The sequence below is a fragment of the Lactobacillus juensis genome (assembly GCF_036246285.1).
In the GTDB taxonomy this organism is placed as follows: domain Bacteria; phylum Bacillota; class Bacilli; order Lactobacillales; family Lactobacillaceae; genus Lactobacillus; species Lactobacillus juensis.
The window spans coordinates 478,768-498,237 of record NZ_BTTS01000001.1 but is presented as its reverse complement, the minus strand read 5'-3'; the positions used below and the strand labels follow the sequence as shown (position 1 = coordinate 498,237).

The following is a 19,470-nucleotide window of genomic DNA, read 5'->3' as shown; positions in this document are numbered from 1 at the left end:
TAAAAATAAAAAATAGATATATTAATTATAGCTAATTTATTATTTTCATGTTATTTTAAATTAAAAATAAAATTCGAAATTTTGTATATAAAATGTAATAAAAATAAAAAATCAAAAAAATAAATCTATACATCACTTTTTAGTTATTTTTATTAAATAGTATAAAATACTGCATTTAACGGATAATTTTATAGAATATTTGTTATTTATTTTTGAAAATAATAGATATTTAAATAACAGTTATTTATAGTTGATTATTGTACTTAATGTACTATATTGACAATTAATAACAATGGTTATAAAATTTGAATGTATTTAAATTTTCAAGGAAGGATAACTTATGTTAGGTAAAAATAACTATAAAGAGAGATTAAGAAAAATGGAGTTGCAGGCAAAGCAAGACCGTTTCTCAATTCGAAAATTGACAATCGGTGCTGCTTCTGTTTTGCTCGGCTTCACTTTTCTTGGTTTAAGTAGCCAGACAGTAAAGGCCGATACTGATACTCCTGCTCAAAATTTAGAGTCTAAAGTTGAAACCAAATCAAACGAATCTGATTTGAAGACAACTGCGACAGATAATAAAGAAGAAACTACACTTAAATCTAATAAAGTTGATAATCAAACTGAGAGGACAGAAAAAGAACCAAAATTGTCCACTTTTTCCGGTTTAACTTCATTTTTGAAGAGTAATGATCAGGCCTCAAAAAGTGTAACCAAAACGGAAACTGCAAAAGATCAGGAAAAGAAAGATGTTAAAGACGCTGGTCAAGCCAATCCTGTTGAACAACCGGAAACTAATGCAAATGATTCAAGCGTGACAGCCCCAGAAAAAAATGACTCAATTAGTAAAGACACTGTCTCTAATATTACGGCTGGAAATAATGTTTCAAGTGATAGTAAGTTGCCAGAAGATTCACAGAGTAGTGTTGATAAACCTGATAATGATGCCAGTTCTGAGGGCGGACAAAATGGTGATATAGATAAAACAGCGGTTGCAAATGATAAAATTCCAATATTAAAAGATGCTGGTAATGGAATATCATATAAAGTAAGTAGCTGGCAAGATTTCCAAAATGCACTGTATAATCAAAAAATTACTGAAATTGTTTTAATGAATGATATTAGTGCAGCTTCAGGTATTTGGAACACTACATTTAGCGTTCCGGGACGTGATTTATTAATTAGATCTGATGCTAATAACAAGTATACTTTGAATTTTACTGGATATGCACCTATACAAACGGCTGGAACAAACGCAAATGTTACTTTTCAAAATATAAATATCAAGAGTAACGACTTTTACGGTGTTTGGGATACACTATATGTAAGTGGTTCTTTTCATACTAATATAGTTTTTAACAATTGCACTTTTAGAGGTACACAATTAATATATTCTGGTGATAATACCCATATTTACTTCACGGGTAATAATGATTGTCAAAATATTAAGACATCAAACGCATATAATAATCAGCAACAGCTGTTTGAATTTAGAAACACAAAAAATAATAGTATTGACTTCCTGGATGGCGAATTTACTGGTTCAACATATGGCGGAACCATAATTGAGATGAAAAGTAATGGCAACACTCTTAAAATTCATAGAGGCGCCACAGTAAATCTTATTCCTGCTCAAACATATGATGGCAATGCTACCACCGGTGAATATGGTTTCCCTTACAGTGCCATCTATATGGAAGGCGCAGGAACTATACAGGTTGCCGGCGTCTTAAATATTAACATTGGTGATAACACAGTCATGCCTTATAAAGACACGAGGAATGGTGCCAGATCAAGAGCGGTATATTTGAATGATGCTAGTTCAACGTTTAACGTTATGCAAAATGGTCAAGTTAACATAAAAACTAATGGTAATATCAGTGATAGCGATACCAATAATTTATTTTTTGACAATGGCAATTTGACTATTAATCCCAATGGTGAAATGAACATTTTGGGAAATGACATGGGTGATTATTCAGGTACCTTAGTTTATGTTACGGGGACAGCTGACGTTGAGAACGGCAGCTTTAATATTCGATTGGGAGATAATGCTGGTTCTGGAAACATTACTTTGCTTGATGTCTCTGGAGGAACATTCAAAGTTAATAACCCGACATCATTTGTTTTGGATGCCCACAATAACAAAAATACTAATACAAGCGTTATCGGTAATAACAAGATCACGATTACCAATGTGCGACAACAACTACAAAACAGTACGGGTAAAGCTTTTACGTTACCACCATTCCATGTTTTGCAAATGCAGAAAACTAATACCGGTATTACTATAAACACGATTGAGATGCTGGATGGGAATAAAACTTTATCGCAAGAGCAGTTAGATGAGATTAAAAATGACCCTGAAATAAAAAACATTGTCAATGACAAGAGCTTTGTTTCATTCTTAACTGCCGCTGAAGCTGCCGTTAAAAATCCAGAAACAAGTACATTAGATAATATTGTTAAAAATGCCTTAGAGAGTGCTTTGAGTAGTAAAGATACTAGTAGCTACAATAATATAGCTTTTGTTCCGGCAAACCCAAGCGGCTTCTTGGATATTGATGAAGATGGCTTGCAAGTTATCAAAAATGATGATGGCTCTAGGACTATCACAGGAAAGGTATCAAATTACAGTGAAGAGGTAGATGGCCCAAGTAATGTCAATGCCTTTTATAAGTATTTCCCGAAAGGTACTAAGGGGTATGTCATTGTTAAATATATTAGTAGCAATCCAAATTATGATAAACAAATTCTCCAAGATGAAAATTTGAAACCCTATGTAAATACTACCGATACCTATCGAGGAAGTATTGAGGATAATATTAGCAAGTTGCCCAATGTATTCTCCTCTGAAATTAATCCAGATGGAACCTTTGCAGTAACAATACCGGCTGATGTTACCCTAAACATGAAAAAGGGTGATAAAGTCGAAATAATACCAGATGCCAACTTTGTTGAGTACAGTCCAACGCTCATTGATGCGGGTGCTCGTCCGGTGCAAAAGAGTTTAGATATTCTTACTTTGTCAGAAGCTCAAGACGATGCTGCTACTACGATTAGAAATGCGGTAAAAGATGCCGAAAGTAAAAAGCCAACTAATTTAAAAGAAAGTCAATCAAAGACCTTTGAAGATGATCTGGCTAAAGCATTGGCAATGGCAGATTCAGTCACTGAAACTAATAAAGACACAACAGTTTATGGTGCAGATACCATTGCCGAGGTCAATAGACGTAAAGAAACGGCTCTTGACCTTGTAAAAAAAGCTTTGCAAATTGCTAATGAAGAGTCAGATGAGCAAAATAAATTAGCTGCAGCCAAAGAAGCTGCTAAACAAGCACTTGATAATGAGCTCAATGGTAATGGCACTTCCGGGATGCCGGGTGTAGTTAACCAAATCGCCGATTTAACAAATAGTGGTTTAACTCAGGACAACGTTAAGATATATCAAGATCAGGCTCAAAAAGCATATGACGCTGCAAAGAAAGCTATTGATGACTGTGAAAGTTTTGATGAAATCACTAAAGAGCAAGGTAAGGGTGTAGCAAACATTGATCAGGCTTTAACAGTTGCTAAGGCGCAACAAGTTATTGATAAGGCTGCAAGTGATTTAAAGACTGCCAAAGAAAATGCTTTGAAAGAATTAGGAGCTGAACAAGCAAACGTTGAAGATTACATTGCTAATTTAAAAAACATCAGTACTGATGCTAAAGCTGCATTAAATAAGGAAGTTGAGGATTATTATCAAGATGCTGCTGACAAAGTTAATAATCCGACGCCAGCAAGTCTTGAAAAGGTAGACATTGAGAAGAACATTGGGATTAGAAACATTGACAGTGTTTGGAACAAAGCTACGGCATTTGATAAGGAAATTGTTTCTGACCAGAAAAAACTTGATGATTACGCCCAAGCTGCAGCAGACCGAATCAATAAGACGGACATGTCTGATGAAGACAAGCAAAAAGCGGTAAACGATATTAACAAGGCTCGTGATGATGCCAAGATAAATGTGGGCAAACAATTAACGGCTGAAAATGCAGATAAGGCTGCAGATGATGGCGAAAACGCGATAAAAGCAGTTGAAGACAACGCAAATGCAGCCAACATTGAAGCTATTAAAACTTCTAACACTGCTAACCTTAACGCTGCTGCTGATAGCGCAATTGAGCGTGTGAATAAAGCTTATAATAGTTTGACAGAAGCTGGTCAGCAGCAAAGAGCTGATGCCGATAAAGCGGCTGCAATTACAGCTATTAATCAGGCTAAAGACGCTGCCACCGAAACAATTAACTCTGCTACAACCAAAGATGCAATTATTAATGCCTTTAATGCTGCTAAAGACAAGTTTGACAACGCGGCAACCACAGCTGAAGTTGCTTTTGCCAAAATAGCAGCTGTTGATGCTGTCAAGAAAGAAGCTGACAGTGTCAAGCCGAATTTAAGTGCAACTGATCAGCAGACAGTTGATGGTATCGTTGCAACAGCTAATAGCGATTTCCAAAAAGCAACTACAGTCGACAAGGTCAACAGCATCAAAGATCAGGCAATTAAAGATATTGATAATGTTAAAACTACTGCTGATGTAGTTAAGCAAACCGAAATCAAGGCTAACAAGGATGCTCAGACAGCTAATATTGATGCGGCAGCCACTGCAGCTAAAAAGCGTGTAAGTGATGCTTACCAGAAACTGTCAACGAATAATCAAACTAGTTGCCAACAGTCGTTACAGAAAGCTTTAGATGATATAGACAAAGCTGCTAAAACTGCTAAAAACAATATTCAGAACGCACAAAATGTGGCAGATATTATAGCTGCAGCTGGAACAGGCACACAGGCAATCGCTGCTATTGAAACAAAAGCAGAAGTTACTTTTGCTCAAGCTGATGCAAAAGAAGCCATCGCAAATGAAGCTGCTAAGATTAAGCCTGGCTTAAGCACAGCTGATCAACAAACGGTTGATGGCATTGTTACTGCAGCTAATGGCAAGATAGACGCTGCTACTGATGTGTCAACAATTAATAATATCAAAAATCAGGCAATCAGAGATATAGACCAGGTTAAAACCACAGCCGATTCAAGTGCAAAGGAAAAAGTTGATAAAGCAAAAGAGCTAAATAAGACTAGTATTGATGGAGCAGCTCAAGCAGCGATTGCACGGGTGGATGCTGCTTACAACAACTTAACAACTGCTGAAAAGGCAGCCAATAAGGGCACACATGACCAAGCTGTTGCAGATATTAAGAATGCCCAAACTGCAGCTGAAGCAAAGATTGCAGCCGCAACTACTGAAACTGAAGTTGCTGCCGCAGCCAGTGAAGGTACAACAAACATTAATAAGCTGGCAGATGCAACTGAATTAACCTTTGTCAAGATCACTGCAAACGATGCGGTACAAGCTGAAGCGGCAAAAGTAAAACCTAACCTCAAAGAAACAGCCGATCAAAATAAAGTAGATGAAATTGTTAGTCAAGCACAAGATGACATTGGTGCTGCTGAGAACGTTGATAATGTAAATAGAATAAAAGAGAATGCAATCAAGGCAATTGACAACGTTAAAAGTAATGCAGAGCAAACAATTCAAAAAGCACAAGAATTAAGCAAGGCGAGTGTTGATGCCCAAGCAGATGCCGCTAAGAAGCGGGTCAAAGATGTTTATGATAAGCTCACTTCTGATGAGCAAAAGACAACGGCAGTCCAAACTGCTTATAACGCAGCTAATAATGCCATTGATAAAGCTAAGACTATAGCAGAGACTGCAATAGCTGCTGCACAATCTAATGCAGAAATTACGACAGCTGTTGATAATGCTAATAAAGCCTTTACACAGGCAGCTTCTGACGCCGAACTGGCCTTTGCCAAGGTGGCTGCGATAGATGCAGTTCAAGGTGAAGCGGACAATGTCAAGCAAGGCTTAAAGCAAACAGCTGATCTCAATAAAGTAGACAGTATAGTAGGCAGAGCTCAAACTGATTTGAACAATGCTGACAGTGTTACCAAAGTTGACTTCATTAAAGACCAGGCAATCAAAGATATTGATAACGTTAAAGCTACAGCTGATGCAGCAATTAACAATTCCCAAACAGTTAATAAAGCTAATATTGATAAAGCTGCAGCTGATGCAACGCAACGCGTTCAGAATGCTTATAACGAGTTAAATGCACCTGAAAAAGAGGAGGCTAAGTCAGAATATAATAAAGCTCTCAGCGATATTAATGACGCAAAGAATACTGCGGATGCGGCAATTCAAGCTGCAAAGACAGTAGATGATGCAACCAGTGCCGCTACAACAGGAATTTCTGCAGTTAATGATATTGCTAACAAAGCTGAACTATCATTTGCAAAATTGGGAGCTAAAGTTGCAGTTAAAGCAGCAGCAGATGCTGTCATTAACGGTCTTGATAATGAAAAAAAGCAAAAGGTACAAGAGATAGTAACTACAGCAAATTCTAACATTGACAGTGCTACTACTATAACTGACGTGGTTAGATTTAGGGACCAGGCTATCAATGATATTAATGGTGTCAAAGCTGTGGCAGATGCTGTTAAAGAAGCACAGCTAAATGAAAACAAGAAAAACAACACCGCTAATGTTAATGAAGCTGCTACAGCTGCTAAAAAACGTGTCGATGATGCATATAACAAATTAAATGATTCTCAAAAGAATGCCAATCATCAGACTTACCAAAACGCCTATGATGCGATTGACAATGCTGCAACTAGTGCGAATAATCAAATTGCACTGGCACAGTCAAGTGATCAGATATCGGAGATAGTTAACACTGCTAAAGCTCAGTTTGATAATGCAGCCACAAAAGCTGAAGTAGCTTTTGCTAAGATAACAGCTGTTGCAGATATTTCGAATGAAGCTAATAAGGTTAAACAAGACCTAAAGGCTGATTCTGATAAGAATCGGGTTGACAATATTGCTACCACTGCTACTACCAGTATTAATAGCACTAATACTGATACTGTAGCTAAAGTAACCAGTATTAGGGATCAGGCCATTAAAGATATCGATGCTGTTAGAGCTGAAGCTAATGGTGGTGAACAAGCCAGTCTGGAAGAAACTAAGAATAATCGGACTAGTGATGTTAACAAAGCAGCAGCAAACGCTAAAACCCGGGTTGATACGGCTTACGGTCAGCTGACACCTGCTGAACAAGATGCAACAAAGCAGGCCTATAATGATGCTCTTACTGCTATTGAAAATACGCGCCTTAAAGCAAATAACGATATTGCCAGTGCTGAAACTAAGGATGCAGTAAGCGATATAGCAGCAACAGCTGAGCAGGAACTTGATCAAGAAGCAACAAAAGCAGAGGTAGCATTTGCCAAAACAGCTGCTAAAGACGCGATTCAGACCGAGGAAAAGAGTGCTATTGCCGATCTGAAAGGTCAAGAAGATAAGACTTCTGTGCAGAACATCGCTAACAATGCTATTACAGAAATTGACCAAAATTCGACAGATACTGTTGCCAAAGTAAACAGCATTAAAGACAGCGCAATTAGTGCTATTAAGGCTGTTAAAAATACAGCAAATGCAGTAGATAAAGCTATTGTTGACGAAGCTCGCAAAGACAGCTCTGAGAATATTAATGAAGCAGCTGAAACAGCTAAGAAGAGAGTTGAAGCAGCATATAGTAAGCTGACGGAAAATGAGCAAGCAGTTGCCAAACAGGCTCATGATGATGCCCTTAACACAATTGCAAGTGCCCAAAAAGCTGCTAACGATGCAATTTCTTCATCAAATTCAAAAGCAGAAATTACTCAGGCAGCAACTGAGGGTATTAATAAGATTAATGCAGCAGCAACTGAAGCAGAAGTGGCCTTTGCCAAGGTAGCAGCTAAAGATGCAGTTCATGAAAAAGCCAATTCAATCATAGATCAGTTGAATAAAACTGATGATAAGAAGCAAGTACAAGCAATTTCTGATCAAGCAGATAAAGATATTGACGCAGTTGCAACGGATACTGTAGATAAAGTAAACAGCATTAGAGATAAAGCAATCAGCGATATATGTAATGTAAAAGCAACTGCGGATGACAATGAACAGAAAGAACTGGAGAAAACAAAGGAAAATAATAAGACTAGTGTTGATGATTTAGTTACAGCTGCTAAAAAACGTGTTCAAGATGCTTATGACAATCTTGGAAAAGACGAAAAGGTTTTAGCTGCAAGTGATTACAGTAAAGCCATGGATGCTATTACTCAAGCCCAAGCAACAGCAAATGATGCGATTAGTGCCGCTACAAATGCTGATGCGATTGTTAAAGCGGTCGGAACAGCATCTACTGCCCTTGATACGGCTGCTACAACAGCTGAAGTAGCATTTGCCAGAGTGACAGCTAAGACTGCAATCCAAGCTGAGGCTGATAAAGTCAAAAAAGGTTTGAAGCAGGAAGTTGATCAAACAAAAGTCGATAACATAGTGTTACGAGCAGAAAATGATCTTGCTGCAGCTGTAAGCGTAGATAATGTAAATACTATTGCAGCTCAAGCTATTAAAGACATTGACGCCGTTAAAGATACTGCTGAAGAAAATGAGCAAAAGGATTTTGCTAAAGTTAAGGATGATACTAAGCAGAGTATTGATCAAGCTGCCGCAGCTGCAAAGCAAAGAATTAATGATGCATATAATAGTCTTAGTGCAAATGGACAGTCAGCAACCAAGACGGATTATGACAAGGCAATTCAAGCTATTACTAATGCTCAAGCTGCAGCTAAAGATGCTATAGAAAAAGCAACGGATAGGGATGCCGTAAGTAAGGCTGCGGGAGATGCCGATCAGGCTTTCACACAGGCCGAAACAGACGCTAAATTAGCATTTGCTAAAGCAGCAGCTAAAGAAGCAGTTCAAAATGAGGCAAATACTGTTAAGAGCAGTTTAAGTAAAGATACTGATAAGAAAAAAGTAGATGCAATTTCAGAGCAAGCTGACACAGCTATTGATGCTGCTGCCGATATAACAACTGTTAATAAATTAAGAGATAAAGCAATTAGCGACATCGATGCTGTTAAAGCGACTGCTATTGCTGTTGACCAGGCAACTGTGGATCAAGCTAAGGATAATGGTAAGTCCAATGTTAACGGTGCTGCTGCAGATGCTAAAAAACGTGTGGAAAATGCTTATAATAATCTTAATTCTGACCAAAAGAATGATAATTATCAAGCATATCAAAATGCTCTTACTGCAATTGACAACGCTGCAGATGCAGCAAATATCCAAATTGGTCAAGCCCAAACTGCTGACGAAGTTAATGGGTTAGTAGATAATGCTAAGACCAAGTTTAATGATATTGCAACCCAAGCTGAAGTAGCCTTTGCTAAAGTGATAGCTAAAGCTGCTGTTCAAAAGGAAGCAACAAAGATTAAGAATGATCTGAAGTCTCAAGCTGATAAAAGCAAGGTTGATGGTATTGTTAACCAAGCTAATATCCAGTTTAACGATAGCGATACGGATACAGTGCAAGAGGTAAACAGCATTAGAGATAAAGCAATTGATGATATTGATGCTGTTAAAGACGCAGCTAATGGTAATGAACAAGCAAGCTTAGAAGAAACTAAGAATAATCAAAAGAGTAATGTGAATAGTGCGGCAGACGCAGCTAAAGCTCGAGTAGAAAAAGCTTATGGAGATCTAGAAAAAGATCAACAACAAAAAACTAAGCAGGCTCATGATGATGCTATTACTGCCATTGACAATACACTTCAAAAAGCAATTGCCGATATTCAAAATGCTGAAACTAAAGATGCTGCGGTAGCCATAGCAGCAACAGCAGACCAAAAATTTGATCAGGAAGCAACAAAAGCAGAGGTAGCGTTCGCAAAAGTAGCAGCTAAAGATGCTGTTCACAAAGAAGCCGCTAATGCCCAAAGTCAGTTAAAGAACACTGATGATAAACAAAAAGTTCAAAACATTTCTGATCAAGCAGATACCGCTTTTGATGATGTTGCAACAGATACGGTAGACAAAGTAAACAGCATCAAAGAAAACGCTATAAATGCCATTAATGCTGTTACAAATACTGCATCAGCAGTAGACAAGGCTTTGCTAGATCAAGCTCGCAAAGACAGCACTCAGAATATCACTAATGTCGCAGAAGCAGCTAAGAAGCAAGTTGATGATGCTTATGAAAAACTAAGTTCAAGTCAACAGGCGGCAACAAAACTGGATCATGATAATGCAATTACTGCAATTGAAAATGCCAAAACTGCAGCCATTGATGCAGTCAATGCAGCAACAAGCAAAGATGCTATTACTTCAGCAGCTAATGGGGGAGTTAACAAGATTAACGAAGCAGCAACTACTGCAGAGGTAGCTTTTGCAAAAACAGCTGCTAAAGATGCGGTTCAGGCTGAAGCTGCAAATGTGATTAAGAATCTGAAAGATGAAAAGGATCAGGAAACAGTTCAGAAAATCGCTGACGATGCAGTGACAAATATTGACAATGCTTCAACTGATACAGTGCAAAAGGTCAATGACATCAGAGATCAAGCCATCAATGATATTGATAAGGTGAAGAATACTGTTGATACCGCTGAACAAGCTAAGTTAGAAGAAGCTAAAGACAACAGTCAGGCAAGTGTTGATGCTGCAGCTGCAGCCGCTACAAAACGGGTTGAAGATGCATATAATAAGCTTAGTTCGCAGCAACAAACCAAGACTAAAGCAGATCATGATGCAGCTATTACAGCTATTAAAAATGCACAAAAAGCAGCAAATGATGCTATTGCGCAAGCAAAAGACAAGAGTGCAGTAGCTGGAGCTGTTTCAACTGCAAATACTGCCTTTGATCAGGCAGCCACTCAGGCTGAAGTCGCTTTTGCACGGGTAGTTGCTAAAGACGATGTTAGAAATGAATCAGATAAGATCGAAAAAGGCTTGAGCCTTGAAAGTGATAGGACTAAAGTTGAAGGCATTGTCAACGAAGCTAATACTCAGTTAAATACAGCTGATACAGTGCAAAAGATCAATGATATTAGAGATCAAGCCATCAGTAACATTGATACTGTTAAGACAACCGCAGATCAAACTGCTGCTACTAAGCTTGATAATGACAAGAAAGCTGCAATTGATGCTTTAACTAACAAACAAACTGAAGTTAAAAATGGCATCGACTCCTTGAAAAACATCAGTGATGAAAACAAGGCTGCTCTAAAAGATAAAGTAGATCGCTATTACCAAGATGCAGTTAATAAGATCAAAGACGCAGGGACAACTACTTCTGACCAGGTTAACAATGCTAAACAAGAAGGCATCGATAACATGGGCAAAGTTCTTGATGATGTCAAGTCCTTAGACACAGCTATTGCAAATGATCAAAAGAAATTAGATGATCATGCTTCTGCAGCAATTGACAAGATTAATAAGTCTGATTTATCTGACGCTGACAAAGGAAAGGCTATTGAATCAATCAATAAAGCTCGTGATGATGCTAAAGAGACTGTTGCTTCACAGCCAACTGTTGAAAAGGCAGACGCAGCCGAAAAAGTTGGAGAGAGTGCAATTGATACAGCTGAAAAAACGGCTACAGATACAGATTTAGGAAATTCTAAACTTACCGAAAAGACCAAAGTCGATGCTGCGGCAGATAATGCTAAGAAACAACTTGATGATGACTATAATAAGCTGACTCTTGATGAGCAGAAGGAAGTTAAAGATAAGTATGACAAAGCTAAAGCAGATATTGATCAGGCTAAAGCTGATGCCGAAAAAGCAATAGATTCAGCAACTTCCAAGCAAGATGTCAACAATGCTTCTGATAAAGCTAAGACTGACATTGACAAGGCCAAGAACGATGCCGAATTAGCCTTTGCTCAAGCTGCAGCTAAGGACGCAGTTAAAGCAGTTGCTGAAGATATCAAGAGTGCCTTAAATAGACAAGAGGATAAGAACAAGGTCGACGATCTTGTTACTCAAGCTAATAAAGAAATTGACGCTGCAACTACAATTGATTCTGTAAATAGCACTCGTGACCAAGCGATTACTGCAATTAAGGGTATTAAGAATTCTGCTGACCAGTCAGATAAAGATAACTTAGCTGCTATCAAGTCAACTAATAAAACAAATGTTGACCAGGCAGCAACTAAAGCTAAAAACCGTGTTGATGAAGCTTATAACAAGCTTGATATCACTCAAAAAGCAACTACTCAAGCTGATTATAACAAGGCTCTAGCTGCTATTGAGGATGCTAAGAAAGCAGCCGAAACTAAGATAGACAGTGCTACTAATGCAGACGCGGTTGCAGCAGCAGTTGACAATGCTTCTAGACAATTTGATTCTGCGGCGACAACAGCTGAATTGGCCTTTAGCAAAGTGGCTGCCAAAGATGAAGTCAATAAAGCAGCTTCTACAGCTAAGCCAAGCTTGAGTAAAGATAATCAGGATCGAGTAGATGAGATAGCAAAACAGGCAAGTGTTGATATTGATTCAGCTGAAACTGTTACCAATGTTGATAGAATTAAGCAAACCGCTATTGATAAAATTAATGCCTTAAAAGGTAATGATGAAAAAGACTTAGCTCAAGCTATCTCAAATGCCAAAGCAGAATTGAGTAAAAAGCATGATGATGCAGTAGCAAGACTGAAGGATAAGTTTGGCAAAGATGCAGATACCACTGAAGTAGATAAGGCATTTAACACTAATAAGGACATCACTGGTACATCGGTTGATGAAGTTAAAGAGCACGAATTGGCAGCCGAAAGGGAATTGGCTAAAGGCGAAGTTCAAGACACTGGCACTAATGCTAAGAATAAAATTGACGATTTAAAGCACAAGGATGGTACTGACTATACTCAGGCTGAAAAAGATGCTATCAAGAACCAAATTGATAAAGATATTCATGAAGCTATTGATAAGAATGGTACTATTGATCAAACAAGTGATTCAGCCGGTGTGGATAAAGCTCGTAAGGATGCAATCGACAAGATAATTGGTGAAACAGTTCCTGACAGTCAGGAAGTCAACAACATCATAAATCAAGATAAAGACGTTCTCAGTCAAAGACTAGCCGCAGCTCGTGAAGCTGCTTCAAAATATTTGAAAGATAAGAAGTTTGGTCCTGACACTGATGATAGTACCATTCAGCAAAGATATGAAGATGCGCTTGCCAAACTTAACGCAAAGCCAACCGATTTAGCAACTGAACTTGAAGGTGAAAAGTTAATTGCCATAGGAGCTTTAGCTGATGCACAAAAGGCAGCCAATAAGCTTGTTGATGGTAATTCTAATTATGATTCTGATGCTAAAAAGCAAATCAAAGAGCATATTGTGAAGGATTACAATGAATTTTTGAACAGTATTAATGCATGTTCATCAGTCAGTGAGGTAATCTCTGCGCAGCGTAACCTTGGTATTGATCAATTAAAACGCGATGCCACGGAGTCTAATGTTAATGTAACCAATATTATAGAAAACGGTGGTAGCGGACAGCAAGTTCAACCGATAGCACCTGCTCAACCTGATAAGACTGATGATAAAGATAAGGAAACTGATAAGAAGACTGAAGACTCTGAAAGAGTAATCTTAATGCATAATGCCTACCTGTACAATAGTAAAGGTAAACGTGCAAATGGCATTACTTTGGGAGCCGGATCAATTCTTGATACTTACGGTATTGAAACAATTAACGGTGAACAATATTATGTTTTAGTTGACAAAGTTGCCGATAATAAGAAGTACTATGTCTCAGTCGGCAATGTTAAGAAAACAGCTAAGAAGTTGAAACATAATGCTTACATTTACAACCAATACGGCAAGCGGGTTAAGAAATCAGGTAAACTGAAGTCAGGTAAGGTCATTGCTACATACGGCAGTAGCGTTAAGATTCGTGGTAAGAAGTACTTTATCATTGCCAAGAATCGTTATGTCAAAGCAGCAAATGTCTCAAGCCAAAATGTACCTTTAAAGACGGCAACGGCTAATCAAACTGCTGCTGTTGAAGCAGGAGACCAATCTCATATCATCATTAATAAAAAGATAATGCACAATGCATATCTTTATGATCAAAATGGTATTCGTGCAAATGGCTTAGTAATAAATGCTGGTTCAAAGGTTGACGTAGTTTCGCAAAAAGTTGTCAACAAGAAGCTATATTATATTCTTGAAGACGGGTTGTATATAGCTGCAGGAAATATCGATGCCAAGAAACTGAAATTGAAGCATAATGCTTATGTATACAGTAAATATGGTAATCGCCTAGGTAAGAAAGTACTGAAGAAACGTAAATCAATTAAGACTTACGGTAATCCAGTAAAGATTAAAGGTAAGAAGTACTACACTATAAAAACAAGTAAATTTGTTAAAAAAGCCAATGTTAAAGGTTAGTTTAACTAGCTGATAACGAGAGAAGTGCCACAATTGTAAAAAAACAATTGTGGCACTTTTTCTTTTGCTAATTATTTTTTACTTAGCAATAAATAACGCCTTAAAACTACAACCCACTATTTCAGCTGGTTTTTTAACACTAAAAAATCAGCTAAAAAAATTTAAAAATAAAAATTAAATATATCTATATGTTAATATAATTTATAACAAAATTTTGTATAAATATATTTATTAAAAACCAAATTTTCATGTTTATACGATTATTAAAACTGCTGTCTTTACTTTAAATTTTGATATAAAAGATAAAATAAATATAACAGATGTAGTACTACTTATATTATAATAAATATTATTTATAATTTAATACTTAAAAATATGTATTATATTTACAACAAATAACGATTGTTATACAATATGGATGTGCTTAAATAACAAGAAAGGACTAATAATGCTAAGTAAAAATAACTATAATGAGAAATTAAGAAAAAGGGAATTGCAAGCAAAGCAGGATCATTTTTCAATTCGCAAATTAACAGTTGGAGTGGCTTCTGTTTTATTGGGATTCACTTTTTTCGGAGCTGGTAGTCAAACAGTTAAAGCTGATACTGAATCAACTGCACAGCAGGCCGATGATAAAATAGAATCAGTTTCAGATAAACCTCATGTCAATGATAATGTTATCAAACTTGGTTCTAGTAAAAATACTGGGACTGATGGTGACAAGAAAGGTGCCGCAAGCACTTCCACTGTCCAAAAGTCTGCATCTGATAATACTGTTTCAGGTGTTCAAACAGACGTTGCTAAAAAAGCTGATACTGATCAGGATGCAAAAAATAGTCTTACTAAAGAACACTTAAAAAAAGATGAATCCGATCAAGGTGATATTGAATCAATACGAAATAATAGAAAATTTGATATAACATCTACAGTTCAAACTGTACAAATTAGAGTAAATAATGCATATAGTTCTTCCTCAAAAGATCAAGACGACTTGAACACTAAAAATGATTATTTGGCTCAGATTGATAAAATTGATAATGAAGCTTTAGCTAAACTCAATGCAGGTAAAAGTGTTGAAGAAATAAATTCAACAGCAGAAACTGCTATAAGGGACCTTTTAAATATTGCATCGGCTGCAGAACTACATTTTGCCCAAAAGAAAGCTACTAATACTATTACAAGTAAAGCAAAAGAAGTAACAGAAGCCTTAATAAAGGATACTGATAAAGAAAAAGTAAAACAAATCGTTAATTCTGCTAATCAAGATTTGCAAAAAGCTACTGATGTTGAAACAGTAAATAGTATTAAGGACAAAACAATTAATGAGTTAAATAATGTTAAAGATGTTGCCGATGCAGTGGGAAAAGCAGAAATTGATACTAGCAAAATTAATCAAACTGCTAATATAGATAAAGCTGCTGCAGCCGCTGAAAAAAGAATCAATGATGCTTATAATAATTTGCCTGCAAACACGCAGTCTAAAGTAAAAGATGCTTTGAACAAGGCTATATCAGATATCGAACAGACTAAAACAAAAACTGATGCGAATATCAATTCAGCCAATGCTGTTAAAGACATTGTTGCTGCTGCAGATAGTGGGTTTCAACAAATTACTGCTTCAGAAAATCAAGCTTACTTATCATTTGCCCAAGGGGATGCTAAAGAAGCAATCAAAGAAGCAGCTGATGAAGTCACTCCTGGTTTAAGTGGTGAAGACCAGAATAAAGTTAGTGATTTGTTAACGCAGGCTAATGCATCAATCGATAAAGCGACTGACCTAATCACAGTTACAACAATCAAAAATAACACTATTAACGCAATTAATAATGTAAAATCAGATGCTGACCAAGCAGAATTGAATGCAATTAAAGAAGCTGATATTAAAGAACTAACTGCCGCTCAAACCTACGTTAATCAGACTATTGACAATTTACCAAATATTAGTGCTGAAAGAAAGAGTTCTCTGAAAGATAAAGTTAACCTTTATTATCAGACTGCTATCAATAATATAGAAAAATCTGGTGATTCAGGCTTAGCTGATGAGGAAAAAAATTATGGCATTGTTAAAATAAATTCGGTATATTTAGATGCTCAAAATCTGAATAAAGAAATTGCGTCAGACCAAAAGCAACTTGATGATTATGCACAAAAAGCAACTGAAAATATCAATAATTCTAATTTATCAGAAGATGATAAAGAGAAAGCAAAAAATGCAATCAGTCAGGCTCGTGATGATGCCAAAAATATAGTTGAACAGCAACCTACTGTTGAGAGGGTGGATGCGGCTAAAAAAGCCGGAGAAGCTGCTATTGATGCGATTGAGCAAGCAGCTTATTTAACTGATCTTGAAAGGGCTAAACTTATTGAGAAAATAAGAGTTGAAAATGCAGCCGAAAATGCCAAGAATAAAGTTGGAGATGAATTTAATCACTTGGACACTAATGGCCTAGATAAAGAAAAAGACAAACTTGAAACTGCATTAGAAACTATTGAAAAAGTTAAAAATGATGCTGAAACAGCAATTTCAAGTGCTACAGATAAAAATGCTGTAAGCACTATATCTAAAACCGGAATTGATAAGATTAATGGTGTAGCAGATGATACTTCACTAGAATTTGCCAAGGAGGCAGCAAAAGAAATTATTCAACAAATAAGTGATATTGTCAAACAGAATTTAAAGGACCCGAAAGATCGGAATGCTGTTGATGAGGTTATTAAGGAGACAACCGTTGACTGGGCTAAAACCATTCACGATGTGACCAAGATTCAGGAATATATTATCGACGAAATTAAGCAAATTAAAAATGCAGCTGACAATAAAGAAAATAATGACTTGTCTAATGCTAAAAGCAGTGGCAGAGATACAATTGAAGTAGATGCAGCTGCCGCGCTTGATCGTGTCAAAAAAGCTTATGAAAAATTAACCGAAGCTGAAAGAACTGCTAAAAAAGATGAGTACGATGCTGCTATTAAAGCTATCAATGATGCCAGGATTGCTGCAGAAGATAAAATTGATAATGCTACAAATGTAGATGCTATTAATGCTGCAGTAAGTAACGCAAAACAAGATTTCAATACAATTGCTACTAATGCCGAGGTCTCTTTTGCAAAAATAGCAGGTAAAGATAAGATTCACGATGCTGCTGTAGAGGCAAATAAAGTCTTAAGTCCTAAGGGACAAGCTGCCGTTACAGATATTGTAACTCAAGCTAATAGTGATATTGAAGACGCAGAAACTGTTGCAAAAATTGAAAAAATTACTGAAAATGCAATTAACAAGATAAAAGCAATTCAGGATAGTGAAAAGACAGACTTAGAAAATGCTATTAAGTATGCAAATGATGAGTTTGAGAAAAAATACAAAGAAGCTGTTGCCAGACTGAAGAAGGAATTCAGTGATAGCGCTACGACCACCGAAGTTGATAAGGCATTTAACTCTAATAAGGACATCACTGGTAAATCGGTTGAAGAGGTTAACGCAAAAGAAATAGCAGCCGAAAGGGAATTAGCTAAAGGCGAGGTTCGTGATACCGGTACAAACGCAAAAACACGAGTTGATAGTCTAAAACATAAGGATGGTACTGATTATACCGATAATGAAAAGAAGGCTTTAAAGAATCAAATTGAAAAAGATGTACTTGAAGCAAACGGATCTAAAAATCAGTCGGGTACATTAGATAAACCTTCGGATACAGAAGGTATAGATACTATCCGTAATGATGCCGTCAACAAGATTATCAGTGAATCGATTGCTGATAGTCAAGAAGGTGAAAATGTTCTGCAGCATGATCCGGATGTTTTGCTTGAACGTCTTGCTAAAGCTCATAAGTCTGCAATTGACAAGTTACAAAAATTTGGTTCAAATGTTAATCATGATCAGACCGATAAGAATTATGAAGAAGCCAAAAAGGATCTTAATTCTAATCCAACAGATTTAGCAACTGAACTCGCTGGTGAAAAATTAATTGCTAACGGAGCTTTATCTGATGCAAAGACAGCTGCTGACAATATTGTAGACAGTAATACTGATTACAGTTCCACTGTTAAGGATAAGATAAAGCAGCAAATTCAAAAAGATTTTGATGAAGCATATAATCGCATAAAAGAAAGTCCAGCAGTAAGCGAACTCATTACCCAAAAGCGTAATGATGGTATAGATCAACTATATCGTGATGCAACTGATACAAATGTGAATGTTACCAACATTATTAATTCGGGTGGCGGTAGCAATCAGATCACGAATATAACTAATACTAATCCTGATAACAATCAAAACAACCAGACTCCTAATACGCTAGAAAACGGCAAGGAAACAGCTAAGACAGTAAGAGTTGTTCTAAACCACAATGCCTATCTGTATGATAATAGCGCTCATCGTGCCAATGGAGTTATCTTAGGGATTGGTTCGATACTTGAAACGATTGGTACTGAGACAATCAATAATAGACAATATTATGTTTTAGTAGACCAGGGAGCAAACGGTAAGAAATACTATGTTGCGGCTGGCAATGTCAAAGGTACCGCTAAACAATTACATCATAATGCTTACATTTATAATCAATACGGCAAACGTGTCGGAAAATATGGTAAGCTTAAAGCCGGTAAGGCAGTTAGGACTTATGGCAGCTCTGTTATGATTCGAGGCAAGAAATACTATATTGTTGCCAAAAATCGTTTCGTCAAGGCAGCAAACTTCACAAGTCATAAGGCAAAAACAACTGTAAAGAAAGCAAAAGAAGATGCTGCAGCTGATCAATCTCAAGTAATTATCAACAAAAAGGTAATGCACAATGCCTATCTTTATGATGAAAATGGTGTTCGGGCAAACGGCTTGGTAATAAATGCTGGTTCCACGGTTGATGTTTCGACCCAAAAAGTTATAAATAAGAGAGCATATTATGCACTAGAAAATGGCTTGTATATAGCTGCAGGAAATATCGATGCCAAGAAACTGAAATTGAAGCATAATGCCTATGTATACAGTAAATATGGTAATCGTCTAGGTAAGAAAGTACTGAAGAAGAATAAGTCTGTAAATACTTACGGAACACCAGTCAGGATTAAAGGTAAAAAGTATTATACTGTTACTACCAGTAAATTTATAAAGAAAGCAAATGTTAAAGGATAGTTAATTCCCTAACTAA

Annotated in this window: 2 protein-coding genes; both read left to right on the top strand. The window is 36.8% G+C overall.

The window, feature by feature from the left end:
* The first annotated feature begins 340 nt into the window (after positions 1-340).
* Entirely contained in the window at positions 341-14,326 is a 13,986-nt protein-coding gene (locus AAA926_RS02335; RefSeq protein WP_265892690.1) for an SLAP domain-containing protein, read from the top strand.
* A gap of 448 nt (positions 14,327-14,774) precedes the next feature.
* Positions 14,775-19,454 carry an SLAP domain-containing protein gene (locus AAA926_RS02330; RefSeq protein WP_338211730.1) on the top strand — a complete coding sequence of 1,560 codons (4,680 nt, stop codon included), beginning with the start codon at positions 14,775-14,777 and terminating at the stop codon, positions 19,452-19,454.
* The last annotated feature ends 16 nt before the right edge of the window (positions 19,455-19,470 follow it).

What these genes read in the sequence shown, in the direction of transcription:
- AAA926_RS02335 (WP_265892690.1), top strand. Translation starts at nt 341, where the DNA reads ATGTTAGGTAAAAATAACTATAAAGAGAGATTAAGAAAAATGGAGTTG.
- AAA926_RS02330 (WP_338211730.1), top strand. Translation starts at nt 14,775, where the DNA reads ATGCTAAGTAAAAATAACTATAATGAGAAATTAAGAAAAAGGGAATTG.